This window comes from Amycolatopsis sp. NPDC004079, assembly GCF_040610415.1.
Classification (GTDB): domain Bacteria; phylum Actinomycetota; class Actinomycetes; order Mycobacteriales; family Pseudonocardiaceae; genus Amycolatopsis; species Amycolatopsis halotolerans.
Genome location: NZ_JBEXMH010000010.1, coordinates 1 through 18,371, shown reverse-complemented (window position 1 = coordinate 18,371; position 18,371 = coordinate 1). Strand labels below are relative to the sequence as shown.

16 protein-coding genes are annotated in these 18,371 nt (G+C 68.6%); 11 read left to right on the top strand and 5 right to left on the bottom strand.

Features of this window, described 5'->3' with window-relative positions; translation table 11 throughout:
* Positions 1 to 81: 81 nt before the first annotated feature.
* Entirely contained in the window at positions 82 to 1,524 is a 1,443-nt protein-coding gene (locus tag ABZX37_RS13275; protein WP_354739093.1) for a neutral zinc metallopeptidase, read from the top strand.
* A gap of 199 nt (positions 1,525 to 1,723) precedes the next feature.
* On the opposite strand, the gene ABZX37_RS13270 is transcribed toward ABZX37_RS13275, so the two are convergent.
* Positions 1,724 to 2,647 (bottom strand): tetratricopeptide repeat protein, encoded by a 924-nt coding sequence (locus tag ABZX37_RS13270; protein ID WP_354739091.1) that lies wholly within the window; start codon positions 2,645 to 2,647, stop codon positions 1,724 to 1,726.
* 154 nt (positions 2,648 to 2,801) lie between these two features.
* On the opposite strand from ABZX37_RS13270, the gene ABZX37_RS13265 reads away from it, so the two are divergent.
* Positions 2,802 to 3,209: a hypothetical protein gene (locus ABZX37_RS13265; RefSeq protein ID WP_354739089.1), complete on the top strand. Its 408-nt coding sequence runs from the start codon at positions 2,802 to 2,804 to the stop codon at positions 3,207 to 3,209.
* An 18-nt stretch (positions 3,210 to 3,227) separates the two neighbouring features.
* On the opposite strand, the gene ABZX37_RS13260 is transcribed toward ABZX37_RS13265, so the two are convergent.
* Positions 3,228 to 3,530: a thiamine-binding protein gene (locus ABZX37_RS13260; RefSeq protein WP_354739087.1), complete on the bottom strand. Its 303-nt coding sequence runs from the start codon at positions 3,528 to 3,530 to the stop codon at positions 3,228 to 3,230.
* A gap of 71 nt (positions 3,531 to 3,601) precedes the next feature.
* Here ABZX37_RS13260 and ABZX37_RS13255 point away from each other — a divergent pair, with 71 nt between their 5' ends.
* Positions 3,602 to 4,102 (top strand): MarR family transcriptional regulator, encoded by a 501-nt coding sequence (locus ABZX37_RS13255; protein WP_354739085.1) that lies wholly within the window; start codon positions 3,602 to 3,604, stop codon positions 4,100 to 4,102.
* A 51-nt stretch (positions 4,103 to 4,153) separates the two neighbouring features.
* Here ABZX37_RS13255 and ABZX37_RS13250 read toward each other — a convergent pair whose 3' ends face one another.
* The 3 genes from ABZX37_RS13250 to ABZX37_RS13240 form a co-directional block, all read right to left on the bottom strand.
* Complete coding sequence (locus ABZX37_RS13250; RefSeq protein ID WP_354739083.1) at positions 4,154 to 4,522, bottom strand: DUF3817 domain-containing protein; 369 nt, start codon at positions 4,520 to 4,522, stop codon at positions 4,154 to 4,156.
* A 313-nt stretch (positions 4,523 to 4,835) separates the two neighbouring features.
* Positions 4,836 to 7,223 carry a GH92 family glycosyl hydrolase gene (locus tag ABZX37_RS13245; protein ID WP_354739081.1) on the bottom strand — a complete coding sequence of 796 codons (2,388 nt, stop codon included), beginning with the start codon at positions 7,221 to 7,223 and terminating at the stop codon, positions 4,836 to 4,838.
* 75 nt (positions 7,224 to 7,298) lie between these two features.
* Positions 7,299 to 10,547 carry a GH92 family glycosyl hydrolase gene (locus ABZX37_RS13240; RefSeq protein ID WP_354739079.1) on the bottom strand — a complete coding sequence of 1,083 codons (3,249 nt, stop codon included), beginning with the start codon at positions 10,545 to 10,547 and terminating at the stop codon, positions 7,299 to 7,301.
* A gap of 318 nt (positions 10,548 to 10,865) precedes the next feature.
* Between ABZX37_RS13240 and ABZX37_RS13235 the strand changes: the two genes are divergently transcribed.
* The 8 genes from ABZX37_RS13235 to ABZX37_RS13200 all read left to right on the top strand — a co-directional run bounded on the left by ABZX37_RS13235 (position 10,866) and on the right by ABZX37_RS13200 (position 18,126).
* The gene (locus tag ABZX37_RS13235; RefSeq protein ID WP_354739077.1) at positions 10,866 to 11,849 is read left to right on the top strand and encodes a LacI family DNA-binding transcriptional regulator; all 984 of its coding nucleotides are present in this window, start codon (positions 10,866 to 10,868) and stop codon (positions 11,847 to 11,849) included.
* A complete protein-coding gene (locus ABZX37_RS13230) occupies positions 11,846 to 12,883 on the top strand; it encodes a class I mannose-6-phosphate isomerase (protein ID WP_354739075.1) in 1,038 nt (345 codons plus the stop codon). Before ABZX37_RS13235 ends, ABZX37_RS13230 begins: the two co-directional genes overlap by 4 nt.
* 5 nt (positions 12,884 to 12,888) lie before the next feature.
* A complete protein-coding gene (locus ABZX37_RS13225) occupies positions 12,889 to 13,653 on the top strand; it encodes an ATP-binding cassette domain-containing protein (RefSeq protein ID WP_354739073.1) in 765 nt (254 codons plus the stop codon).
* Positions 13,650 to 14,693 carry an ABC transporter permease gene (locus ABZX37_RS13220; protein ID WP_354739071.1) on the top strand — a complete coding sequence of 348 codons (1,044 nt, stop codon included), beginning with the start codon at positions 13,650 to 13,652 and terminating at the stop codon, positions 14,691 to 14,693. Before ABZX37_RS13225 ends, ABZX37_RS13220 begins: the two co-directional genes overlap by 4 nt.
* A gap of 31 nt (positions 14,694 to 14,724) precedes the next feature.
* The gene (locus ABZX37_RS13215) at positions 14,725 to 15,720 is read left to right on the top strand and encodes an ABC transporter substrate-binding protein (protein ID WP_354739069.1); all 996 of its coding nucleotides are present in this window, start codon (positions 14,725 to 14,727) and stop codon (positions 15,718 to 15,720) included.
* 99 nt (positions 15,721 to 15,819) lie between these two features.
* Entirely contained in the window at positions 15,820 to 16,869 is a 1,050-nt protein-coding gene (locus ABZX37_RS13210; protein WP_354739067.1) for a histidine kinase, read from the top strand.
* A complete protein-coding gene (locus ABZX37_RS13205; RefSeq protein WP_354739066.1) occupies positions 16,866 to 17,621 on the top strand; it encodes a LytTR family DNA-binding domain-containing protein in 756 nt (251 codons plus the stop codon). Before ABZX37_RS13210 ends, ABZX37_RS13205 begins: the two co-directional genes overlap by 4 nt.
* A 154-nt stretch (positions 17,622 to 17,775) precedes the next feature.
* Positions 17,776 to 18,126, top strand: a complete 351-nt coding sequence (locus ABZX37_RS13200; protein WP_354739064.1) for a hypothetical protein — start codon at positions 17,776 to 17,778, stop codon at positions 18,124 to 18,126.
* The last annotated feature ends 245 nt before the right edge of the window (positions 18,127 to 18,371 follow it).

Sequence of the window (18,371 nt, the reverse complement as noted above, 5' to 3'; positions counted from 1 at the left end):
TTCGGGGATTGTCCGCGCGTTGCGCCATCCGGGTCAGTAATGTCCGGGTTCGTTGTCGACGCGGATGTGGAACGAGGGAACATGAGCCGAGGGGGACGCCGGTACGCGCTGGTCGCGCTGGTTGCGGCGACCGTGCTGGGGACGGCCGCGTGCGGGACCAAGACTCCTCCGGCGACGCCGGGCGCCGGGAACGTCGCCGGGCTGCCGGTCACGCATTTCGAGAGCGGGCTGCGCGCGGACGCGCCGCGGCCGGATCTTCCCGTAAAGAACGCCAGCGGCGGCGAGGACGACCAGCTCGCCACCGCCGCGATCGCGGACGTGCAGGCCTACTGGAGCGAAGCGCTGCCCGCGGAATTCGGCGGCAAGCGGTTCGAGCCGGTCAAATCGCTGCTGTCGTACGACTCGAAGCGCGACACCCAGAACACCGCGTGCGGCAGCGTCAAGCAGCTGGTGAACGCGTTCTACTGCGCGGGCGACGATTCGGTGGCGTGGGACCGCGGCGTGCTGCTGCCGATGCTGCGCAAGCGGTTCGGGCCGATGTCCGTGGTGACCGTGCTGGCGCACGAGTTCGGCCACGCGATCCAGTACCGGCTCGGGGCCGCGGCGGGGATCTCGAAGTCGACGCCGACGGTCGTGAAGGAGCAGCAGGCGGACTGTTTCGCCGGCGGGTACTTCCGCTGGGTCGCGGAGGACAAGAGCAAGTTCTACCGGGTGTCGACCGCGGAGGGGCTGGACCAGATCCTGGCGGCGATGTTCTTCATCCGCGACCAGGCCGGGACCAGCGCGACTGATCGGCAGGCGCACGGCACAGCGTTCGACCGGACGTATGCGTTCCAGGCCGGGTTCGAGAAGGGGCCGAAGGAATGCGCGGGGATGAACGCGCAGAACGTGCAGAAGCGGTTGACTGAGCGGCCGTTCGACGCGAAGGACACGGGCAAGGGCGACGCTCGGTTCAGCGAGAAGACGGTGACGGATTTGAAGGCCAGCCTCGACGAGGCGTTCAAGGGGGCCGGGGTGCAGGGGCCTCGGTTCACCGCGGGTTCCGGCAGCTGTTCCGGCGGGCCCAGCACTCCGCCCGCGTCTTACTGCCCGAACGACAACACGGTGAATTTCGATCAGCGGGCGCTGGAGAAGCTGGCCGAGCCGGTGGATCAGGAGGCCGAGATGGCCGGCCGGGCCGGGGGCGGGCTTGGCGACTTCGCGGCCTTCGCCGAACTGGCGTCGCGGTATGCGGTGGGGGTGCAGAAGGGCGTGGGGGCGTCGATCGACACGCCTAATGCCGGGTTGCGGACCGCGTGCCTGGTGGGGGCTTGGGCGGCGTTCTCGAACAATCCGACGGGCGGGGTGCAGTTGAAGTTGTCGTCCGGGGATCTGGACGAGGCGATCGCGGACCTGCTCCGGCCGGACGGGCTGGTGTCGGCGAACGTGAACGGGGAGCGGCCGGACAGCGGGTTCGACCGGGTCGAGGCGCTGCGGCGCGGGTACCTCGAGGGGTCGTCTTCCTGCTCCAAGCAATACGCCTGAGCTTCTGCGCTTGAAGGATGGTTGCGGGTCGTGAGGGGAACCCTGAGGGAATCAGAGTCCCTGAAGGTGGCCCTCACGGACGTTTCGCGGGCGAGACCGGGCGTGGGGGCCGGGCGCGCGGGTGGCTGAAAAGCCGTGAAGGGCTCCTTGAGGGAATCTGATTCCCTCAAGGAGCCCTTCACGGACTTGAAGCAGGGGCTCAGAAAAGGGCGCTCGCCAGGTCGCGGCGAGCCTTCGCCACGCGCTCGTCGGCCGGGTCGAAAAGCTCGAACAGGGCGACCAGGTGTTCGCGGACGCGGTTGCGGTCGTCCCCGGCGGTGCGGCGGACGGCGTCGACCAAGCGGCGGAACGCGCCTTCGACGTCCTGCTCGGCGATGTCCAGGTCGGCGGCCGCGAGCTGGGCGTCGATGTCCTTCGGGTCGGCTTCGGCCTTCTCGCGGGCGCTCGGGTCGGCGGCTTCGGCACGGGCGGTGAACTTGACCTGCGCGAGGGCGTTCTTCGCCAGCTCGTTGGCCGGTTCGGCGTCCAGGATGCGCTCGTACGCGGCCTGCGCGGCGGCGTAGTCGCCCTGCTCGAAGGCGTCTTCGGCCTCAGTGAAGCGCGGGTCTTCCGGCTCCTCGACCGGGCCGCCGCGAGCCTCTTCGGCGGCGCGGATGCCGGGGAGACGGTCGCGCAGGGCGTCGAGCAGGGAGCTCAGCCACTTGCGGATCTCCGGCTCCGGCAGCGCGCCGGAGAAGGCGTCCACGGGCTGGCCGCCGGCGATCGCGACCACGGTCGGGACCGACTGCGCGCCGAACGCCTGCGCGATGCGCGGGTTGGCCTCCACGTCGACCTTCGCGAGCACCCAGGAGCCGCCGCTCTCGCCCGCCAGGCGTTCCAGCACGGCGGTCAGCTGCTGGCACTGCTCGGAGAACCCGGCCCACAGGTCGACGACCACGAGCTGGTTGAGCGAGAGTTCGACGACGGATTGGAAGGTCGCCTCGGTGACTTCGAGCACCGCGTCCGACGACGGGGCCGGAGCGCCGTCCGGCTGCCCCGCGCCCGAAGGCGGCTGGTTCCGGGTCGCTTCCGCCCTTGCCTTGAGCGCGGACAGGTCGACCGCGCCGGACAACGCGGCGGACATGGCCGCTGAGTTCGCTGCAGATCCGCGTGGGTGTGTCACGCCCTCCATCCTGGCACGCCTCGCCGCGAGAGTTCAGCGGCAGTCCCGAGGTTCGCTTTTGGCATGCGCGCGCCCCTGAGGCATGCTCTCCGCGAGGGCAACAGGGAGGCCGAGAATGCTGAGCCGGCGCAACGTCACGGTGGCCGCTGCCGTCGTGGTCGCGGTGGCGTGGATCGCCAGCATCACGGTGACCGTCGCGCACCAGGACCCGCCCGGTGCGGCGTCCCCGCCAGAGCTGCGCACGGAGCTCACCGCCGCGCTGAGCGGGCGGGACGCGGACGCGCTCGCCGGGCTCTTCGACGTCCCCGGTTCGGGCGGGGACGACCTCGCCAAGGACTACGTCGGCGTCCTCAAGGACGGCAACGCGCGCGACATCTCGGTGCAGCTCTCGCCGGACGAGCACTCCCCCACCGCGGCCGTCGTGCACGGGAAGACCGGGGCGGGCGAGCAGTTCAGCTACCGGCTCGCGGTGACCAGCGCCAAGGGACGCTGGACGGTCGCGTTCACGCCGCCGATTCCGTAACCCGCCCCAGCCCGCGGCTCAGTCCTCGCGCAGGTGCGCTTCGACCCGCTCGACCTTCGCGGAGAGCTGCCCGGAGTAGCCGGGGCGGATGTCGGCCTTCAGCACCAGCCCGACGCGCGCCGAGCCCTCGCCCGCGGCTTCCACCGCCTTCTTCACCACCGCCATGACCTCGTCCCACTCCCCCTCGATCTCGGTGAACATGGAGCTGGTCGAGTTCGGCAGCCCCGATTCGCGCACCACCTTCACCGCGCGCGAGACGGCCTCGCTGACTCCGCCGTCCGGTTCTCCCGCCGAGGGGCTCACGCTGAACGCGACGATCATGTGGCTTTCCTTTCCCTGTTCTCGCAGGGCGACCCCCACGACCGGGGTACCCGCTGGTAGCTTCGGTTGCCATGAGCCGTCCGCTGCCGTTCGATCCGATCGCCCGTGCCGCGCAGCTGTGGGAAGACCGGATCGGCCCGGCCGGAACCATGGCCGCGGTCACCGGTGTGATGCGGGTGCAGCAGATCATCCAGTCGGCGGTCGACGGCGCTCTCAAGCCGCACGGCCTCACCTTCGCCCGCTACGAGGCGCTCGTGCTGCTCACCTTCTCCCGCAACGCGCGGCTGCCGATGCGGGTGATGGGCGAACGGCTGCAGCTGCATCCCACCAGCGTCACCAACATAGTGGACCGGCTCGAGCGCGACGGGCTCGTGAAGCGCGTGCCGCATCCCACCGACCGGCGCACGACGCTCGTCGAGATCACCGACGACGGCCGCGCGCTGCGGGAAACCGCCACCGCCGCGGTGACCGGCATCGATTTCGGGCTCACCGGGCTCACCGAGCGGCAGGTGGAGCAGCTGACCGAACTGCTCACCAAGGTCCGCAAGTCCGCGGGCGACTTCACCGCGTAAACGCACGAAGGGCCCGCGCTGCTCGCACGGGCCCTTCGGGAAAGCGGAAGATCAGGCGTTCACCGGCTCCGCGGCGCGCACGAAGAGGCCGACGCCGCCGTGCGTGAGCCGCTGCGGGCCGTCGAGCTTGCCGTTGCGCAGCGCCCACTTCTCGAACAGCCAGGTGAACAGCGGCGGGATGCTCGCGAGCAGCGCCAGCACCAGGGTCTTGCCCCGCCAGCCCAGCGGCTTCGCCACGGACAGGGAGACGATCACGTACAGGGCGAAGACGACGCCGTGCACCATGCCGAGGACGGGCACGCCGCCCTCGTTAGAGGCGCCGACGACGTACTTGAGAAACATCCCGATCAGCAAGCCGAGCCAGGACAGAGCCTCGGCGACTGCGGCCACGCGGAACACGATAGCGGCCTTGCTGGACACGACATCCTCCTGTGCGTCACCTGGTGCGTGCTGACTGCACACACAAAAAACACGTCCGACGGACTGTCCAAGGCGGACTGGAGGCCCTGGCGTCAACAGCACTGTCGAACGGGTATGAGACCAGTGTGAGGCGTGACCCGCTTCACCGGAACACCGGGGCCCGTGACTCTGGTCACGAGCGATCCCCGTAAAGGTCTGAACCAATTCCGGACGACGGGCGGAAACGGGCGGGAAATGCCCGGTTAACGGGAAAGACCGCCTCCGGATCCCAAGATCCGGGAGGCGGTCTTCACCGACTGTCCCGCGGCGATCACTAACCGGCACAAGGAGAAGGCGGCGCGGAGGAGCGTGACGTTCCCCACGTGGCCTGCGGCGCGTCGCCGGTCAGCGAGAAGTCCAGAGTGGACCCGCGGCGCAGTTGTTCGAGGCTGACGAACGTTTTGTCCGACGCCGTGCCATTGACGCGAAGCCCGGAGACGTACTGCAGTTGCGCCCCGTTGGCACCGCGCGCGTTGACGGTGAAGTCGCGGCCGTTGGGCAGATGCAGCACGGACTTGGCGAACCGCGGCGCGTTCAGCACGAAGTCGCCGGTGCCCGGGACGGCCGGGTAGAGGCCGAGCGCGCTGAAGACGTACCAGGCGGACATGGTGCCGAGGTCGTCGTTTCCGGTGACGCCGTTGGGGGCGTTCGTGAACAGCGTGTGCGCGGCCCGCACCACCGCGGAGGTCTTCCACGGCTGTCCGGTGAGGGTGTACATCCACGGCGAGTGCAGATCGGGCTCGTTGTTGGGGTTGTAGCGGAACTGCTTGTAGTAGTCGTACGGTCCGACGACCCACTTCTCGTGCGCGGTTTTCGCCGGGTCCTTCACCAGGTCGTCGTAGGCGAAGAAGTCGTCGAGCCGCTTGCCCGCGTTGGCCGCGCCGCCCATCTTCGCGACCAGGCCGGGCACGTCCTGCTGCACCAGCCACTGGTACTGCCACGCGGTGCCCTCGTGGAACCCGTCCTGGCCTTGCGGGCTGTACGGGCCGTCGGCCGGGGTGTACCAGCTGCCGCCGGTCACCTTCGGGCGGAAGTAGCCGGTAAAGCCGCGGTCGGTCACGGACGGATCCCACAACGTCGCGTACGTCCGGCCCTTGGCCGCCAACTGTTTCGCGTCCTGCTTCCGGCCGAGTGCGGAGGCCATCACGGAGAGGGAACAGTCGCCGAGGGCGTATTCGAGGGTCGCCGACGCACCGTGTGCCGGATCGGTGTCTTGGCCCTTCTTCGGGAAGTTCGGATCGTATTGGACGAATCCGTCGGCCTGGTAGCTCGCGTTGCCGGAGCGGCCTTGGAACGGTGATGACGCTGGCGGGATTTCGCGGGAGTTTTGCAGCAATGCTTGGTAGGCGTGCATTTCGTCGCCGCTCAGCGCGCCGAAGCGCCACAGGTCGACCAGGAATGGCGTGACCGGGTCTCCGGTCATGGTGTTCGTTTCCTGGCTCGCGTACGCCCAGCGCGGGAGCCAGCCGCCTTGGTCATGGATCGCGAGGATGCTCTTCGCGACATCCCGGGCCCGGTCCGGTTTCAGCAGGGCCAGCAACTGGTTTTGCGAGCGATAGGTATCCCAAAGAGAGAAGAAGTCGTAGTACGTCCAGCCGATCGCGCGGTGGATCTTCTTGTCGAAGCCGTAGTAGCGGCCGTCGGCGTCGTTCGCGGTCAGCGGTTGCAGGAAGGCGTGGTAGAGCGAGGTGTAGAAGACTGTGCGGTCATCGGGGGTGCCGCCGGTGATGTCCACACTGGACAGTTCACGTCGCCAGGCTCGCTGGACGTCGTTCTTCACCGCGTCGAACGGACGGACGCGCGAGTCGGCGAGGTTGGTGTCCGCGCCACGAGCGTCCACTTGGGAAATCGACGTGGTGGCAGTGACTTGGCCGCCCTTCGGGAAGGTCAGCCACGCGCCGCGCAGACCCGCACCGCCTTGTGCCGAGCGACTTCCGGGTGTGCCACCGTCTGGTGACCAGGTGCCGTAGGAAGAGAAGGGTTGGTCGAATTTGGTGGTGAAGTAAGTGGTGTACGGCTTGCCGCCGCAGAAGGCCTGTGACTCGACTGTCCCCGCGATGGTGTGGTCATCGACGATCCGGACGCTGCTGCCGCTGACCGGTTCCTTCGCGTTGGCTTGCCCGACGTTCACGAAAACGTTGGCTGGGCCGGATTTGTCGAAGGAGTACCGCTCGACGCCGCTGCGCGTGCTGGCGGTGGTTTCGACGTCGATGCCGCCGTATCCGGTGAGATGCACCTTGTAGTAGCCGGGTTTCCCGACTTCGCCTTCGTGCGTGTACGGCGCGGCGTACTTGGCTTGGTCGAAGGTCGCGGGTTTGCTCGTGTCGAACGCCGCGCCCGGGCCGATAGCGCCGGTGGTGGGCAGCATCGACACCAGGCCGCCCTGTTCCCAGCATCCCGCGCCGGACAGGAAGAAATGCCCGAAGCCGCGGATCGCGGTGTCGGTGTAGAGATAACCCGCGTAATGCGTGGCGATCGGGCTGGATTGCACCATGCCGAACGGCGCCGACGCACCCGGGAAAGTGTTGCCCTCGTCCTGTGTGCCGATGAACGTGTTCACCGCGTCCAGCGGATCCGCGGGACGCGCTTGCGCCGCGACCGGCGTGAGCGCCGCCGCGGTGACAGCGAGCGCCACCGCGCTCGCCAAAACCCTGCTCCTCATGGGACTCCTCTGGGAAAAGTACGTGAGGGGAACCCTGGGGGACTCTGAGTCCCCCAGGGTTCCCCTCACGGAAGGTCAGCCCGCGGCGATGGCGAACACGTGCATAGAGCCGCCGCTGACGCCGCTCGGCAGCGTCACGCTCGCGACGGTTTTGCCCGCGTCCAGCGTGATCGGCGCGGTGGCGAACACCATCGTGCGGATCTGCTGCGGGTCGCCGCCCGCGGAGTTGCGGTACGGGGTGGACAGGACGATCCGGTTGCCGAACGCCGGCTGCGCTCCGCCGCCGCCCAGGGTCCAGTCGGAGAATCCGACGGTGGCGGTCGACTTGCTGCCGTCGGTGTAGGTGACGGTGAGCGTGCCCTGTGCGTTGCCGTTGCTGGCGGAGCCGAGCAGCGCGAGCCGCCCCGAACCGGACAGGTTGATCGTCTGCCCCGAAGCCACCACGTTGTCCGGGTCGCCGACCGGGTACGACGGCCAGGTGAAGTTCAGCCCGTCGCTCGACACCGTGCTGCCGGGCTTGGCACCGGCCTTGGCCAGCGCGTCCGCGGAGTAGCTCCAGCCGCCGCCGTCGAAGTTCCCGGCGGCCGAGTTGGCGTCCGGCGAGAGACCGGTGTTGTCCACTGTGGCCAGCCAGCTGTTCGGCTTCGCCACCAGGACCGTCAGCACCGCCTGGACGTCCGCGAGGCCCGGCGAGGAGAACGTGACCGGGATCCGGCGCGGACCGTCGGACGTGCCTGCCGGAACGCTTACCGTCACCTGAGCGTGGCCCTTTCCGGCCGCTGGGACCTGGACGGAACCGGTCGCGGGCGACAGCGTGATGCCGTCGGCGCTACCCGCGGAATAGGTCCAGGTCTTCGCGGTGCCGGACAGATCCTGCACGCCCACCGAAGCGGTCGAGGTCGTGCCCGCGGGCACCACCGCGCGTGCCGGGTCCACAAAGGACAGGCTCGGCTTCTCCTGCTCACGGAACGACGGCGGCGCGTCAGCCGGAGCCGAACCCCACGCGGTAGCGGTCGTCGAGCGAGTGAAGTCCAGCTTGCCGCCCTGCGAGAGCAAGCCCTCCGACAGCCACGCCTTGGTGGCCGCACCGCCGTTCACCTTCAGGCTGCTGGTGTATTCGCCGGTGCCGGGAGCGTTGACGGTGATCTTCTTGCCCGCTCCAGTGGTCACCTCGGCGTGCGCGAAGCGCGGCGTGGTCAGCACGGTTTCGGCGCGGCCCGGGATCTCCGGGTAGACGCCGAGCGCGGACCAGACGTACCAGGACGACATCTGCCCGAGGTCGTCGTTGCCGATCAAGCCTTCCGGACGCGGGTTGTACAGCTCGTCCATCGCCCGGCGCACGATGTTCTGCGTCTTCGCCGGGGCACCCGCGAACGAGTACACGTAGGGCGCGTTCGAGTTCGGCTCGTTGCCCAGGAACGCATACGGCTCATGGGTTCCCGCGTTCAGCTTCGTGAAGAAAGTGTCCAAACGCGACTGTGTGGCGGTGGTGCCGCCGAACGCGGTCACGAGGCCGCCGAGGTCGTAGGGGACCATCCAGTCGTACTGCGCGCCGTTGCCCTCGACCCAGCCCTGCGAGCTGGCCGGGTCGTAGTTCGCGGAGAACGAGCCGTCCGAGTTGCGCGGTTGCAGGTGTCCGCTGCCCGGGTTGTAGAGGTTCTGCCAGTTCTGCGCGCGCTTCATGAACGTGGTGTACGTGGCGCTGTCGCCGAGCCGCTTCGCGAACTGGGCGATGGCGAAGTCCGCGCTCGTGTACTCCAAGGTGTCCGCCGCCGCGCCAGGCACGTAGCCGAGCCGTTGATAGTCCTGCAGACCCGGCCGTTCGGTGTAGCCCTGGGTCGGCTGCGTCGCGCCCTTGATCATGAGCAGCAACGCCTTCTGCGCGTCGAAGTCACGCGCGCCGAAAGCGTAGGCGCTGGAAACGATGATGTGGTAAGGATCCCCGTTCATCACGCCGGTGTAGTCGTTCGCCACCGTCCAGCGGTCCCACGAACCGCCTTGTTCGGCGAAGGCCATCATCGAGCGCACGAGGTCCGAGGTCTCCTTGGGCGCAATGGTAGCCAGCAGCGGGACCTCGGAGCGGTAGATGTCCCAGCCGGAGATGTTGGTGTACGTCGCGTGCCCGCGTTCGGCCTGGTGGATCCGCCCGTCGAAGCCGGGGTAGCGACCGTCCACATCGGAGAAGACGTTCGGCTGGATCAGCGAGTGGTACAGCGAGGTGTAGAACGTCGTGGTGTCGGCGTCGCTGCCGCCGCTGACCTGGATCTTGCCGAGCTCGTCGTTCCACGCCTTGCGCGCGGACGCGGCCACCGCGTCGAACGACTTCTTGCCGTTGTTCTCCGCCTTCAGGTTCGCCTTCGCGCCGTCGACGGACACAAAGGACAGTCCGACCTGGACGTTGACCTGCGCGCCGTTGAGGTTCGGGAACGTCACGTACCCGCCGCTGCCCGGACCGCTCACCGTGGTGTCCTGCGGTTTTGCCGCCGCCGGGCGCGCCATCGACGAGCCGATGCCGTTGGGCTGCGCGACCTTCGCCTTGGCACCGCCGGTCTCGGCGGTCTTGCCCGGCGTCACCGCACCGTTCTTCCAAGTCCCGACGGACTCGAACGGGGTGTCGAACTTCGCCGAGAAGTAGACCCGGTACGAGTCCTTCGCGCCGCAGAACCGGCCGCTGGTCGCCCAGCCGCTGATGGTGTCCTTGCCGATGCTGATCGACGCGTCGTCCGTGCCGTTGACCGAGCCGGAAGTGTTGACCAGCAACGTCGACGCCGCGCCCGCCGGGTAGGTGAACCGTCCGGAACCGGTGCGCTGCGTCGCGCTCAGTTCGACCTTCGCGCCGTTGTCGAGGGCTACGTCGTAAGCGCCGGCGGTCGCGTGCTCGTTCTGATGCGAGAACGTCGAGGTGTAGTGGCCCGGATCGGTCGCGGGCGACGTGCTGATCTCGCCGGCGTACGGCATGAACGGCAGGTCCTGGTACGTCGTGCAGCCCGCGCCGGAAAGGTGCGTGAGGCTGAACCCGGTGATCGTGTTGTCGTCGTAGAAATAGCCGCCCGGCTGGGATTTCTTCGTGTCCGGGCTCCACTGCACCATCCCGAACGGCGCGACCGCGCCAGGAAAGGTGTTGCCCGCGCCGCCGCCGGTCCCGTGGTCCGCGCCGCCGGGCCGGGTGCCGACGAACGGGTTCACCCACTTCGCCAGGTCAGCGGACTTCGCGGCGCTCGCCGCGGGATCGGCCAATGCGGGGGCAGCGGGCGCTGCCGCCGCCACGACCGCGGATGTCAGGAAGATCAGTCCGGCTCTCCAGCGCGCTCGCGCCATCGCCATCGCCTCTCCAGTTGTCCGGCGCGAACCCGCTCTCACCGGCCTTCGAGGCATCGATGACAACCTTGTCGCGCACCGTCGATGCGGGCTACCTTCGGCAATGGCTCACCGGATCGTCAAGACCGAGGTGAGAGCCTGTCCGATTCAAGACAACGATGTCCACCATCCGCACCAGCGGATTCGTCGAAGCGGGCAGTGCGGACCGGCAAGCATTGACACCGGGGAGCCGGATGGTGTCCAATCCCCCGCATTATGACAACGTTGTCTCACTCGGGCCGGGACGCGGACGGACTCCCCCGCCCCGCCAGCAGGCGGGCCACGATGAGCGATGTGGCCCGGCTGGCCGGCGTCAGCATCAAAACGGTGTCGCGGGTCGTCAACGACGAGCCCGCGGTGCATCCGGACACCGCCGAGCGCGTGGTGGCCGCGATCGAACAGCTGGGGTTCCGCCGGAACCTCGGCGCCCGCAACCTGCGCCGCGGCTCGACCACCGGCACCATCGGCCTGGTCGTCGAGGACGTCGGCAACCCCTTCTACTCCGAGCTGAACCGCGCGGTGGAACGGATCGCGACGTCGTTCGGCAGACACGTGCTGACCGGGTCGTCCGGCGAGAACTCCGACCGCGAGCGCGAGCTGTCGCTGGAGTTCTGCGCGCGGCGCGTGGACGGGCTGCTGATCGTGCCCGCCGGGCTGCAGCACGGGTATCTCGTGCCGGAGATGCGCGCGGGCACGCCGGTGGTGTTCCTCGACCGCCCGGCCGGCGACATCGTGGCCGACACCGTGCTCGTCGACAACCTCGGCGGCACCATCGAGGCGGTCGGCCACCTCGTGCGGCACGGCCACCGCCGGATCGCGTTCCTCGGCGACAGCCCGGACATCTTCACCGCCGCCGAACGGCTCCGCGGGTTCCGCGAAGGCTGTGTGCGCAACGGGATCTCCTACGACGAGAGCCTCGTGGCGATGCAGACGCCGACGCCGGAAACCGTCGGCCACGCCGTGCGCAAGCTGATCGGCGGGCCGAACCCGGCCACCGCCGTGATCGCGGGCAACAACCGGGTCGCGGTGCACCTGCTGCGCGCGCTCGCGCATGCCGAGCGCAGGCCCGCGCTGGTGAGCTTCGACGATTTCGAACTAGCGGACCTGCTCGACCCGCCGGTCACCGTGATCGCCCACGACGTCAGCGCCCTCGGGCACGCAGCGGCCGAGCTGCTGTTCGCCCGGATCCAGGGAGACCAGTCCGCCCCGAGAAAGGTAGTTCTGCCCGTGCACCTAGTCGCCCGCGGTTCCGGTGAGGCCGCCCTGTGACCAAGCACCTCGAGCCGGTCGCGCTCCCGGCCAACCAGCCGCCGCAGTTCTACCGGGGCGGCGACGCCATCGCCGCCCTGCGCGGCGCGACCGGCACCGACTCGAAATTCGGGCCGGAGGACTGGGTCGGTTCCGTCACGACCATGTTCGGCCAGGAGACCAACGGTCTCACCAAACTGCCCAGCGGGATCTGGCTGCGCGACGCGGTCGGCGGCGACCCGGACGCGTGGCTGGGCGCGGCGCACGTCGCCAAACTCGGCGACTCGACCGGCCTGCTGGTCAAGCTGCTCGACGCCGGACAGCGGCTGCCAGTGCACTTCCACCCGTCGGATTCCTTCGCCCGCAAGCACTTCGACTCGCACTTCGGCAAGACCGAGGCGTGGATCGTGGTCGGCACCTACGGCGACGACCCGCGCGTGTACCCCGGTTTCCGGGAGACGCTGAGCAAGGAAACCGTCGCCGAGTGGACCCGCGAGCAGGACGCGCCGAGCATGCTGGGCGCGCTCAACAGCATCCCGGTGCGGGCGGGCGACACGGTCTACATCCCGGCCGGGCTGCCGCACGCGATCGGCGAAGGCGTGTTCGTGGTCGAACTGCAGCAGCCGACGGACTTCTCGCTGACCCTGGAATGGCGTGACTTCCTCGCGTCGCCGGAAAAGGGCCACCTCGGGATCGGCTTCGACACCGCGATCGAAACGCTCGACACCTCGGGCTGGGACGACGACCGGCTCAAGACGATCGTGAAGCACACCTCCGGCGACGAAGCGACCACGGTGGACTTGCTCGCACCGGACTCGGCGGAGTTCTTCCGCGCCGACCGGATCCAGTTGTCCGGCAACGCGTTCTCGCTCGACCCGTCGTTCAGCGTGCTCGTCGCGCTCGACGGCGAGGGCACCCTGCGCACCGAGCACCGCGGCGAGTTCCCGGTGGCGAAGGGCGACACCTACGCGGTGCCGTTCTCCGCCGGCCAGACCGAGCTGTCCGGTTCGCTCACTGTCATCCGCTGCCGCCCGCCCGCCCCCGAAGGGAGTTAGCGCCGATGAGCGAGATCCTGCTCGAAGCGGTGGACCTGACCAAGCACTACGGATCGGTGGAAGCCTTGGGCGGCGCGTCTTTCCAGGCGCGCGCGGGCGAGGTGACCGCTTTGATCGGCGACAACGGCGCGGGCAAGTCGACGCTCGTGAAGTGCCTGTCCGGGGCCGAACAGCCGACGTCGGGCCGGATCTTGCTCGAGGGCGAGGAAGTCCATTTCGATTCGCCGGTGGCCGCGCGCCGGGCCGGCATCGAGACCGTGTACCAGGACCTCGCCGTGGCCCCGGAACTCGACCCGGCGGCGAATCTCTTCCTGGGCCGGGAAATCCCGCGCAAGGGCATCCTCGGCAAGCTCGGCATGCTCGACAAGGCGGAGATGCGCCGCCAGGCGGTCATGGAGTTCGAAAAGCTCGGCGTCACGCTGCAGAGCACCGAAGTGTCGATCGGGTCGCTGTCCGGCGGGCAGCGGCAGAGCGTCGCGGTGGCGCGGTCGGTCGCGTGGGCGTCGAAGGTCGTGTTCATGGACGAACCGACCGCGGCGCTGGGCGTACGGCAGCGTGGGCGCGTGCTGGACGTGATCAAGAAGGTCCGGGACAAAGGCATCGCGGTGGTGCTGATCAGCCACAACATGCCCGAGGTGCTTTCGGTGTCGGACCGGGTCGAGGTGCTGCTGCAGGGCAGGCGCGTCGCCCGGTTCGCCGGTGCGGACACGAAACTCGAGGATCTGGTCGCGGCGATGACCGGGTCCCTCGTGCAGGAGGAGGCGGCATGAGCGCTCCGGCGAAGGACATTCAGACCACTGTGGACGGCGAGTTCGTCAAGCCTCCGCTGGGCAAACGACTCGTCGGGGCCAACACGTTCTGGATCTCGCTGGTGCTGGTCGCGTTGATCGCGGTGTTCACCGTACTCGCCCCGGGTCAGTTCGCGACGGTGTTCACCTTCCAGATGCTGCTGAACGAAACGTCCGTGCTGCTGGTGCTTTCGGTGGGCATGACGTTCGTGATCATCACCTCCGGCATCGACCTGTCCGTCGGGTCGGTGCTGATCTTCGCGGGCATGGTCGCGGGCAAAACGATGGAAGCGCTCAGCAGCGGCGACGCCTCGCACGCCGGGTGGGGCGTAATCACGGCTGGGCTCGTCGCGGCGGTGCTCGCGGGCACGCTCTGGGGCTTGATCAACGGATTCCTCATCGCGGTGGCGGGCATCCCGCCGCTGATCGTCACGCTCGGGACGATGGGCGCGGCACTCGGCGTGGCATACCTGCTCAACAACGGGTCGGACGTGCACAGCGTGCCCACCGAACTGAACAAGGTGCTCGGATACGGCACGTCGTTCGGCGGGATCCCGAACCTCGTACTGGTGGCCGTGGTGATCACGCTGATCGGCGCGTGGCTGCTGCACACCACGAGGTTCGGGCGCTACACGTTCGCCGTCGGCTCGAACGCGGAGGCTGCGCGGCGGTCAGGCATCGGGGTGACCGCGCACCTGCTGAAGGTGTACCTGCTCACCGGCTTCCTCGCGGGGCTCGCGGGGTTCCTGTCGCTGGCGTTCTACACGTCGACCACGATCTCAGCGCACGCCACCGACAACCTCAACTCCATCTCCGCGACGGTGATGGGCGGCACGAGCCTCTTCGGCGGCGTCGGCTCGATGCTCGGCACGGTGATCGGGGTGTTCATCCCTGCCGTGCTGAAGAAGGGCTTCAACATCACGCATGTGCAGGACTACTGGCAGCAGATCGCGGTCGGCGCGGTCCTCATCGCGGCGGTGTGGTTCGACCAACGCCAGCGCCGCAAGCGCAACTCCCGCTGAATCGGTCCCCGAGTACAAAGAGGTGCTTACGATGAAATTCAGCACAACCGTCCTCGCCGCGGGAACGCTCGCGTGCGCGGCGATGCTGGTGGCCGCGTGCGGTGCCGGGCAGATCGGGCAGAGCGGATCCGAGTCCGGCGGCAACTCCGCGAACAGCAAGAAGCTGGCGCTGGTACCAGGGGTGCAAGCGGAGCCGTTCTACATCTCGATGCAGTGCGGCGCGCAGGAAGAAGCGAAGAAGCTCGGCTACGAACTCACCGTGCAGGCACCGCAGAAGTTCGACGCCACCATGCAGACGTCCATCGTCAACTCGCTGGGCTCCAACCCGCCCGCCGCGCTGCTGGTCGCCCCGACCGACGACCAGGCGATGCTCGCGCCGATCCAGCAGGTGAAAAACCGCGGCGCGAAGATCGTCGAGGTCGACACCTCGCTCAAGGACAAGAGCGTCGCGGTGTCGTCGGTTTCCTCGGACAACGCCGAGGGCGGCAAGCTGGCCGCGCAGACCATGGCGAAGCTCGTCGGCGACAAGCCGGGTTCGGTGATGGTCCTCGACACCATCGCGGGCACGTCCACCACGGCCGCCCGCGCGAAGGGCTTCGAAGACGAGTTGAAGAACCACCCGAACCTCAAGTCGGTGGGCATCCAGTTCACCCAGAACGAACCGGAGCAGGCCGCGTCGAAGGTGACCGCGGCGCTGGTCTCGACGCCGGACCTCGTGGGCATTTTCGCCACCAACCTCAACACCGGCGAGGGCGCGGCGACCGGCCTGCGCAACGCGGGCAAGATCGGCAAGGTCAACCTGGTCGGCTTCGACGCCAGCCCGTCCGAAGTGGACGGTCTGAAGAAGGGCGAGTACCAGGCGCTCATCGCGCAGGACCCGGCACAGATCGGCACCAAGGGCGTCGACCAGGCGGTGGCCGCGCTCGAGGGCAAGCCGACCGAACGGAACCTGACCGCGCAGCTGCACTCGATCACCAAGGACGACCTGGACGCGAATTCCCAGTACTTCTACAAGCAGAAGTGCTAGCTTCAGGCACGGCCGAAGGGGACTTTCCGCGTGGAAAGTCCCCTTCTTCGTGTTACGGGCTAGTATCTACTCCCCCAGGTACCCGAGGGGAGGCCGTCGATGACCGAGAGTGCCCGGCTGCCGTGGCGCTCCCGCCCGGATGCCGTCGGCGTGCTCGGCGCGGCGCGGAAGGTCGCCGACGACCTGAAGGACGGCCTGTCCGGAGTCCGCGCCCGACGCGCCGCGCACGGGTTGCGGCGGCTGTTCGACGTCGCCGGGCTGGGGCTCTCCGATCTGTCCGGCACCTTGATGTGGTCCGGCCGACCCGGTGCCGACGACGCGGTGTCCCGAATTCTGGACGACGTGCTGCACCAGGAAGAGCCGATCGCCTCGGGCGGTGTGACGGCGGTTCCGTTGCACGTCCACGACGAACTGGCGGGCACGTTGCTGCTGGTCGGCGAGGTGCCCGGCGCGGTGACCCGGCAGGCTTCGGACCTCGTCGTGCAGGCTTTGGAACGGGGCCGGCTCGAGGCTTCGGCGGATCAGGCCGCGCAAGCCGAACTCCGGGCGCTGCGGGCGGAGATGTCGCCGCATTTCGTCTACAACGCGCTCACCGTCATCGCCTCGTTCGTCCGCTCGGAACCGGACCGCGCGCGTGAGCTGATGCTCGATTTCGCCGACTACACCCGCTACAGCCTGTCGCGGCACGGCGAGTACACCGTCGTCGCCGAGGAGTTCCGCGCGGTGGAAACGTATCTCGCGCTGCAGCGGGCGGTGCTGGGCGAACGGCTCAAGGTGCAGGTGCGGGTCGCACCGGAGGTACTTGCAGTGGCGGTGCCGTACCTGGTACTCGAACCCCTCGTGGAAAACGCGATCCGGCACGGCATCGAGCCGCGGTCGGGCACCGGGCTCGTCCAGGTGCACGGACAGGCGGAAGGGAACGACTGCGTGATCAGCGTCGAGGACGACGGGGTCGGCATGGAGCCCGAGCGCGCCGCCGCCATCCTCGCGGGCAGCGGCGACGGCACCGGGCTCGGAATGGCCAATGTGGACAGACGATTGCGCACGGTCTACGGGGCCTGGTACGGGCTGACAGTGGAAACCGCGGTCGGCGAAGGCACCCGGGTCGTCCTGCGGGTACCGCGGTTCCAGCCGGGGGTGCTGCCGTGAGCGGGCTACGGGTGCTGGCTGTCGACGATCTCGCGCCGGCGTTGGACGAACTGTGCCGGATGCTGCGCGAAGCACCGGAAGTCGGCGAGGTCGTCGGCGCGAGCGATGCGCTGAAGGCACTGAAACTGTTGCAAGCAGACCATTTCGACGCGGTCTTCCTCGACATTTCCATGCCGGGTTTGGACGGGCTGGAACTCGCGACGCTGCTGGCGAAACTGTCCGAGCCGCCGGTGATCGTTTTTGTCACCGCGCACGACGGACACGCGGTGGCCGCGTACGGGATCGGCGCGGTGGATTATCTGCTCAAACCGGTGCGCACGGAACGGCTTTCCGCCGCGCTGGGGAAGGTGACCCGGTTGGTCCCGAGTGGCCGTCGAAAGTCCTCACCGGACGCGATGGCCGCACTGCCAGTCGATTCCGGCGGCCGCACTCGTTACGTCCGCCGCGACGATGTGCTGTTCGCCGAAGCCAACGGCGATTACGTCCGGCTGCACACGCGCGGCGGCGTGCATCCCGTGCGGATGCCGATCTCGCGTCTTGAAGAGTATTGGGAAGGAACCGGTTTTACTCGGGTGCACCGCGGATTCCTGCTCGCGGTGAGTGCGGTGCTGGAATTGCGGAGCGACACGACCGGCGGGCTGCTGGCGCACACCGAGGCTGGCGATGTGCCAGTGAGCCGACGGCACGCGCGGGATCTTCGGGACCGGTTGCTGGAGGCGGCACAGCGCGGGCAACTCGGGAGCACCCGGTGAGGGGCTCGCGCCGCGCCGCTCGTGAGTGGCAATGCCGGTTAGAACCGGCGTCAGCACTCACGAGGCCCGAGCCGCACCCTCCCGCCGCGTCTCGTGCGCGTTTATCCCGGTTAGAACCGCGAACGCCACTCACGACGCCTCGGCAGGCCGTGCGATGAGCCGCACCAAACGCGTCGCCGTCACCAGCCCGCAGACCAGGCTCGCCCGGTCGCGACGGCTAGAACGCGGCCGCTGGCGAATGCCCCGCCTGCGCGCGCCGGAAGCGGAACGCGCGGCCGTGCTGTACCGGATCCAGCGCCGTCGCGGGATCCCCGCGCTGGTGGCGATGTTCGTGCTGGTGCTGGGTTTGCCGGTGCTGTTCTCGCTCGCCCCGTCGCTCGACAGCGTGCGGGTGTGGGGAATTCCGCTGTCCTGGCTGCTGATCGCGGTCCTGCCGTACCCGGTGCTCGCCGGGCTCTCGTGGTGGCAGCTGCGCCGCGCGGAGAAGATCGAGGACGATCGGTGAGCCGCCCGCCAGCAGCGCCCCAATGCGGCGTTGGGTGCGTTAGATGCACCGAACGCCACATTGGGTGCGTCCCACGCACCCAACGCCACATTGGGGTTTTCTCAGCCGCTGCGGCGATGCGCGACATCCGGCCGGGTCGAGTGGTCGCGTCCGTGAGGGGAACCCTGAGGGAATCAGATTAGAAGAGGGTTACCCAAACGCCACATACGACAAACCCCCCCCCGGGCCCCCGGAACCGAACGCCC

What these genes read in the sequence shown, in the direction of transcription:
- ABZX37_RS13275 (WP_354739093.1), top strand. Translation starts at nt 82, where the DNA reads ATGAGCCGAGGGGGACGCCGGTACGCGCTGGTCGCGCTGGTTGCGGCG.
- ABZX37_RS13270 (WP_354739091.1), bottom strand. Translation starts at nt 2,647, where the DNA reads ATGTCCGCCGCGTTGTCCGGCGCGGTCGACCTGTCCGCGCTCAAGGCA.
- ABZX37_RS13265 (WP_354739089.1), top strand. Translation starts at nt 2,802, where the DNA reads ATGCTGAGCCGGCGCAACGTCACGGTGGCCGCTGCCGTCGTGGTCGCG.
- ABZX37_RS13260 (WP_354739087.1), bottom strand. Translation starts at nt 3,530, where the DNA reads ATGATCGTCGCGTTCAGCGTGAGCCCCTCGGCGGGAGAACCGGACGGC.
- ABZX37_RS13255 (WP_354739085.1), top strand. Translation starts at nt 3,602, where the DNA reads ATGAGCCGTCCGCTGCCGTTCGATCCGATCGCCCGTGCCGCGCAGCTG.
- ABZX37_RS13245 (WP_354739081.1), bottom strand. Translation starts at nt 7,223, where the DNA reads ATGAGGAGCAGGGTTTTGGCGAGCGCGGTGGCGCTCGCTGTCACCGCG.
- ABZX37_RS13240 (WP_354739079.1), bottom strand. Translation starts at nt 10,547, where the DNA reads ATGGCGATGGCGCGAGCGCGCTGGAGAGCCGGACTGATCTTCCTGACA.
- ABZX37_RS13235 (WP_354739077.1), top strand. Translation starts at nt 10,866, where the DNA reads ATGAGCGATGTGGCCCGGCTGGCCGGCGTCAGCATCAAAACGGTGTCG.
- ABZX37_RS13225 (WP_354739073.1), top strand. Translation starts at nt 12,889, where the DNA reads ATGAGCGAGATCCTGCTCGAAGCGGTGGACCTGACCAAGCACTACGGA.
- ABZX37_RS13220 (WP_354739071.1), top strand. Translation starts at nt 13,650, where the DNA reads ATGAGCGCTCCGGCGAAGGACATTCAGACCACTGTGGACGGCGAGTTC.
- ABZX37_RS13215 (WP_354739069.1), top strand. Translation starts at nt 14,725, where the DNA reads ATGAAATTCAGCACAACCGTCCTCGCCGCGGGAACGCTCGCGTGCGCG.
- ABZX37_RS13210 (WP_354739067.1), top strand. Translation starts at nt 15,820, where the DNA reads ATGACCGAGAGTGCCCGGCTGCCGTGGCGCTCCCGCCCGGATGCCGTC.
- ABZX37_RS13200 (WP_354739064.1), top strand. Translation starts at nt 17,776, where the DNA reads ATGAGCCGCACCAAACGCGTCGCCGTCACCAGCCCGCAGACCAGGCTC.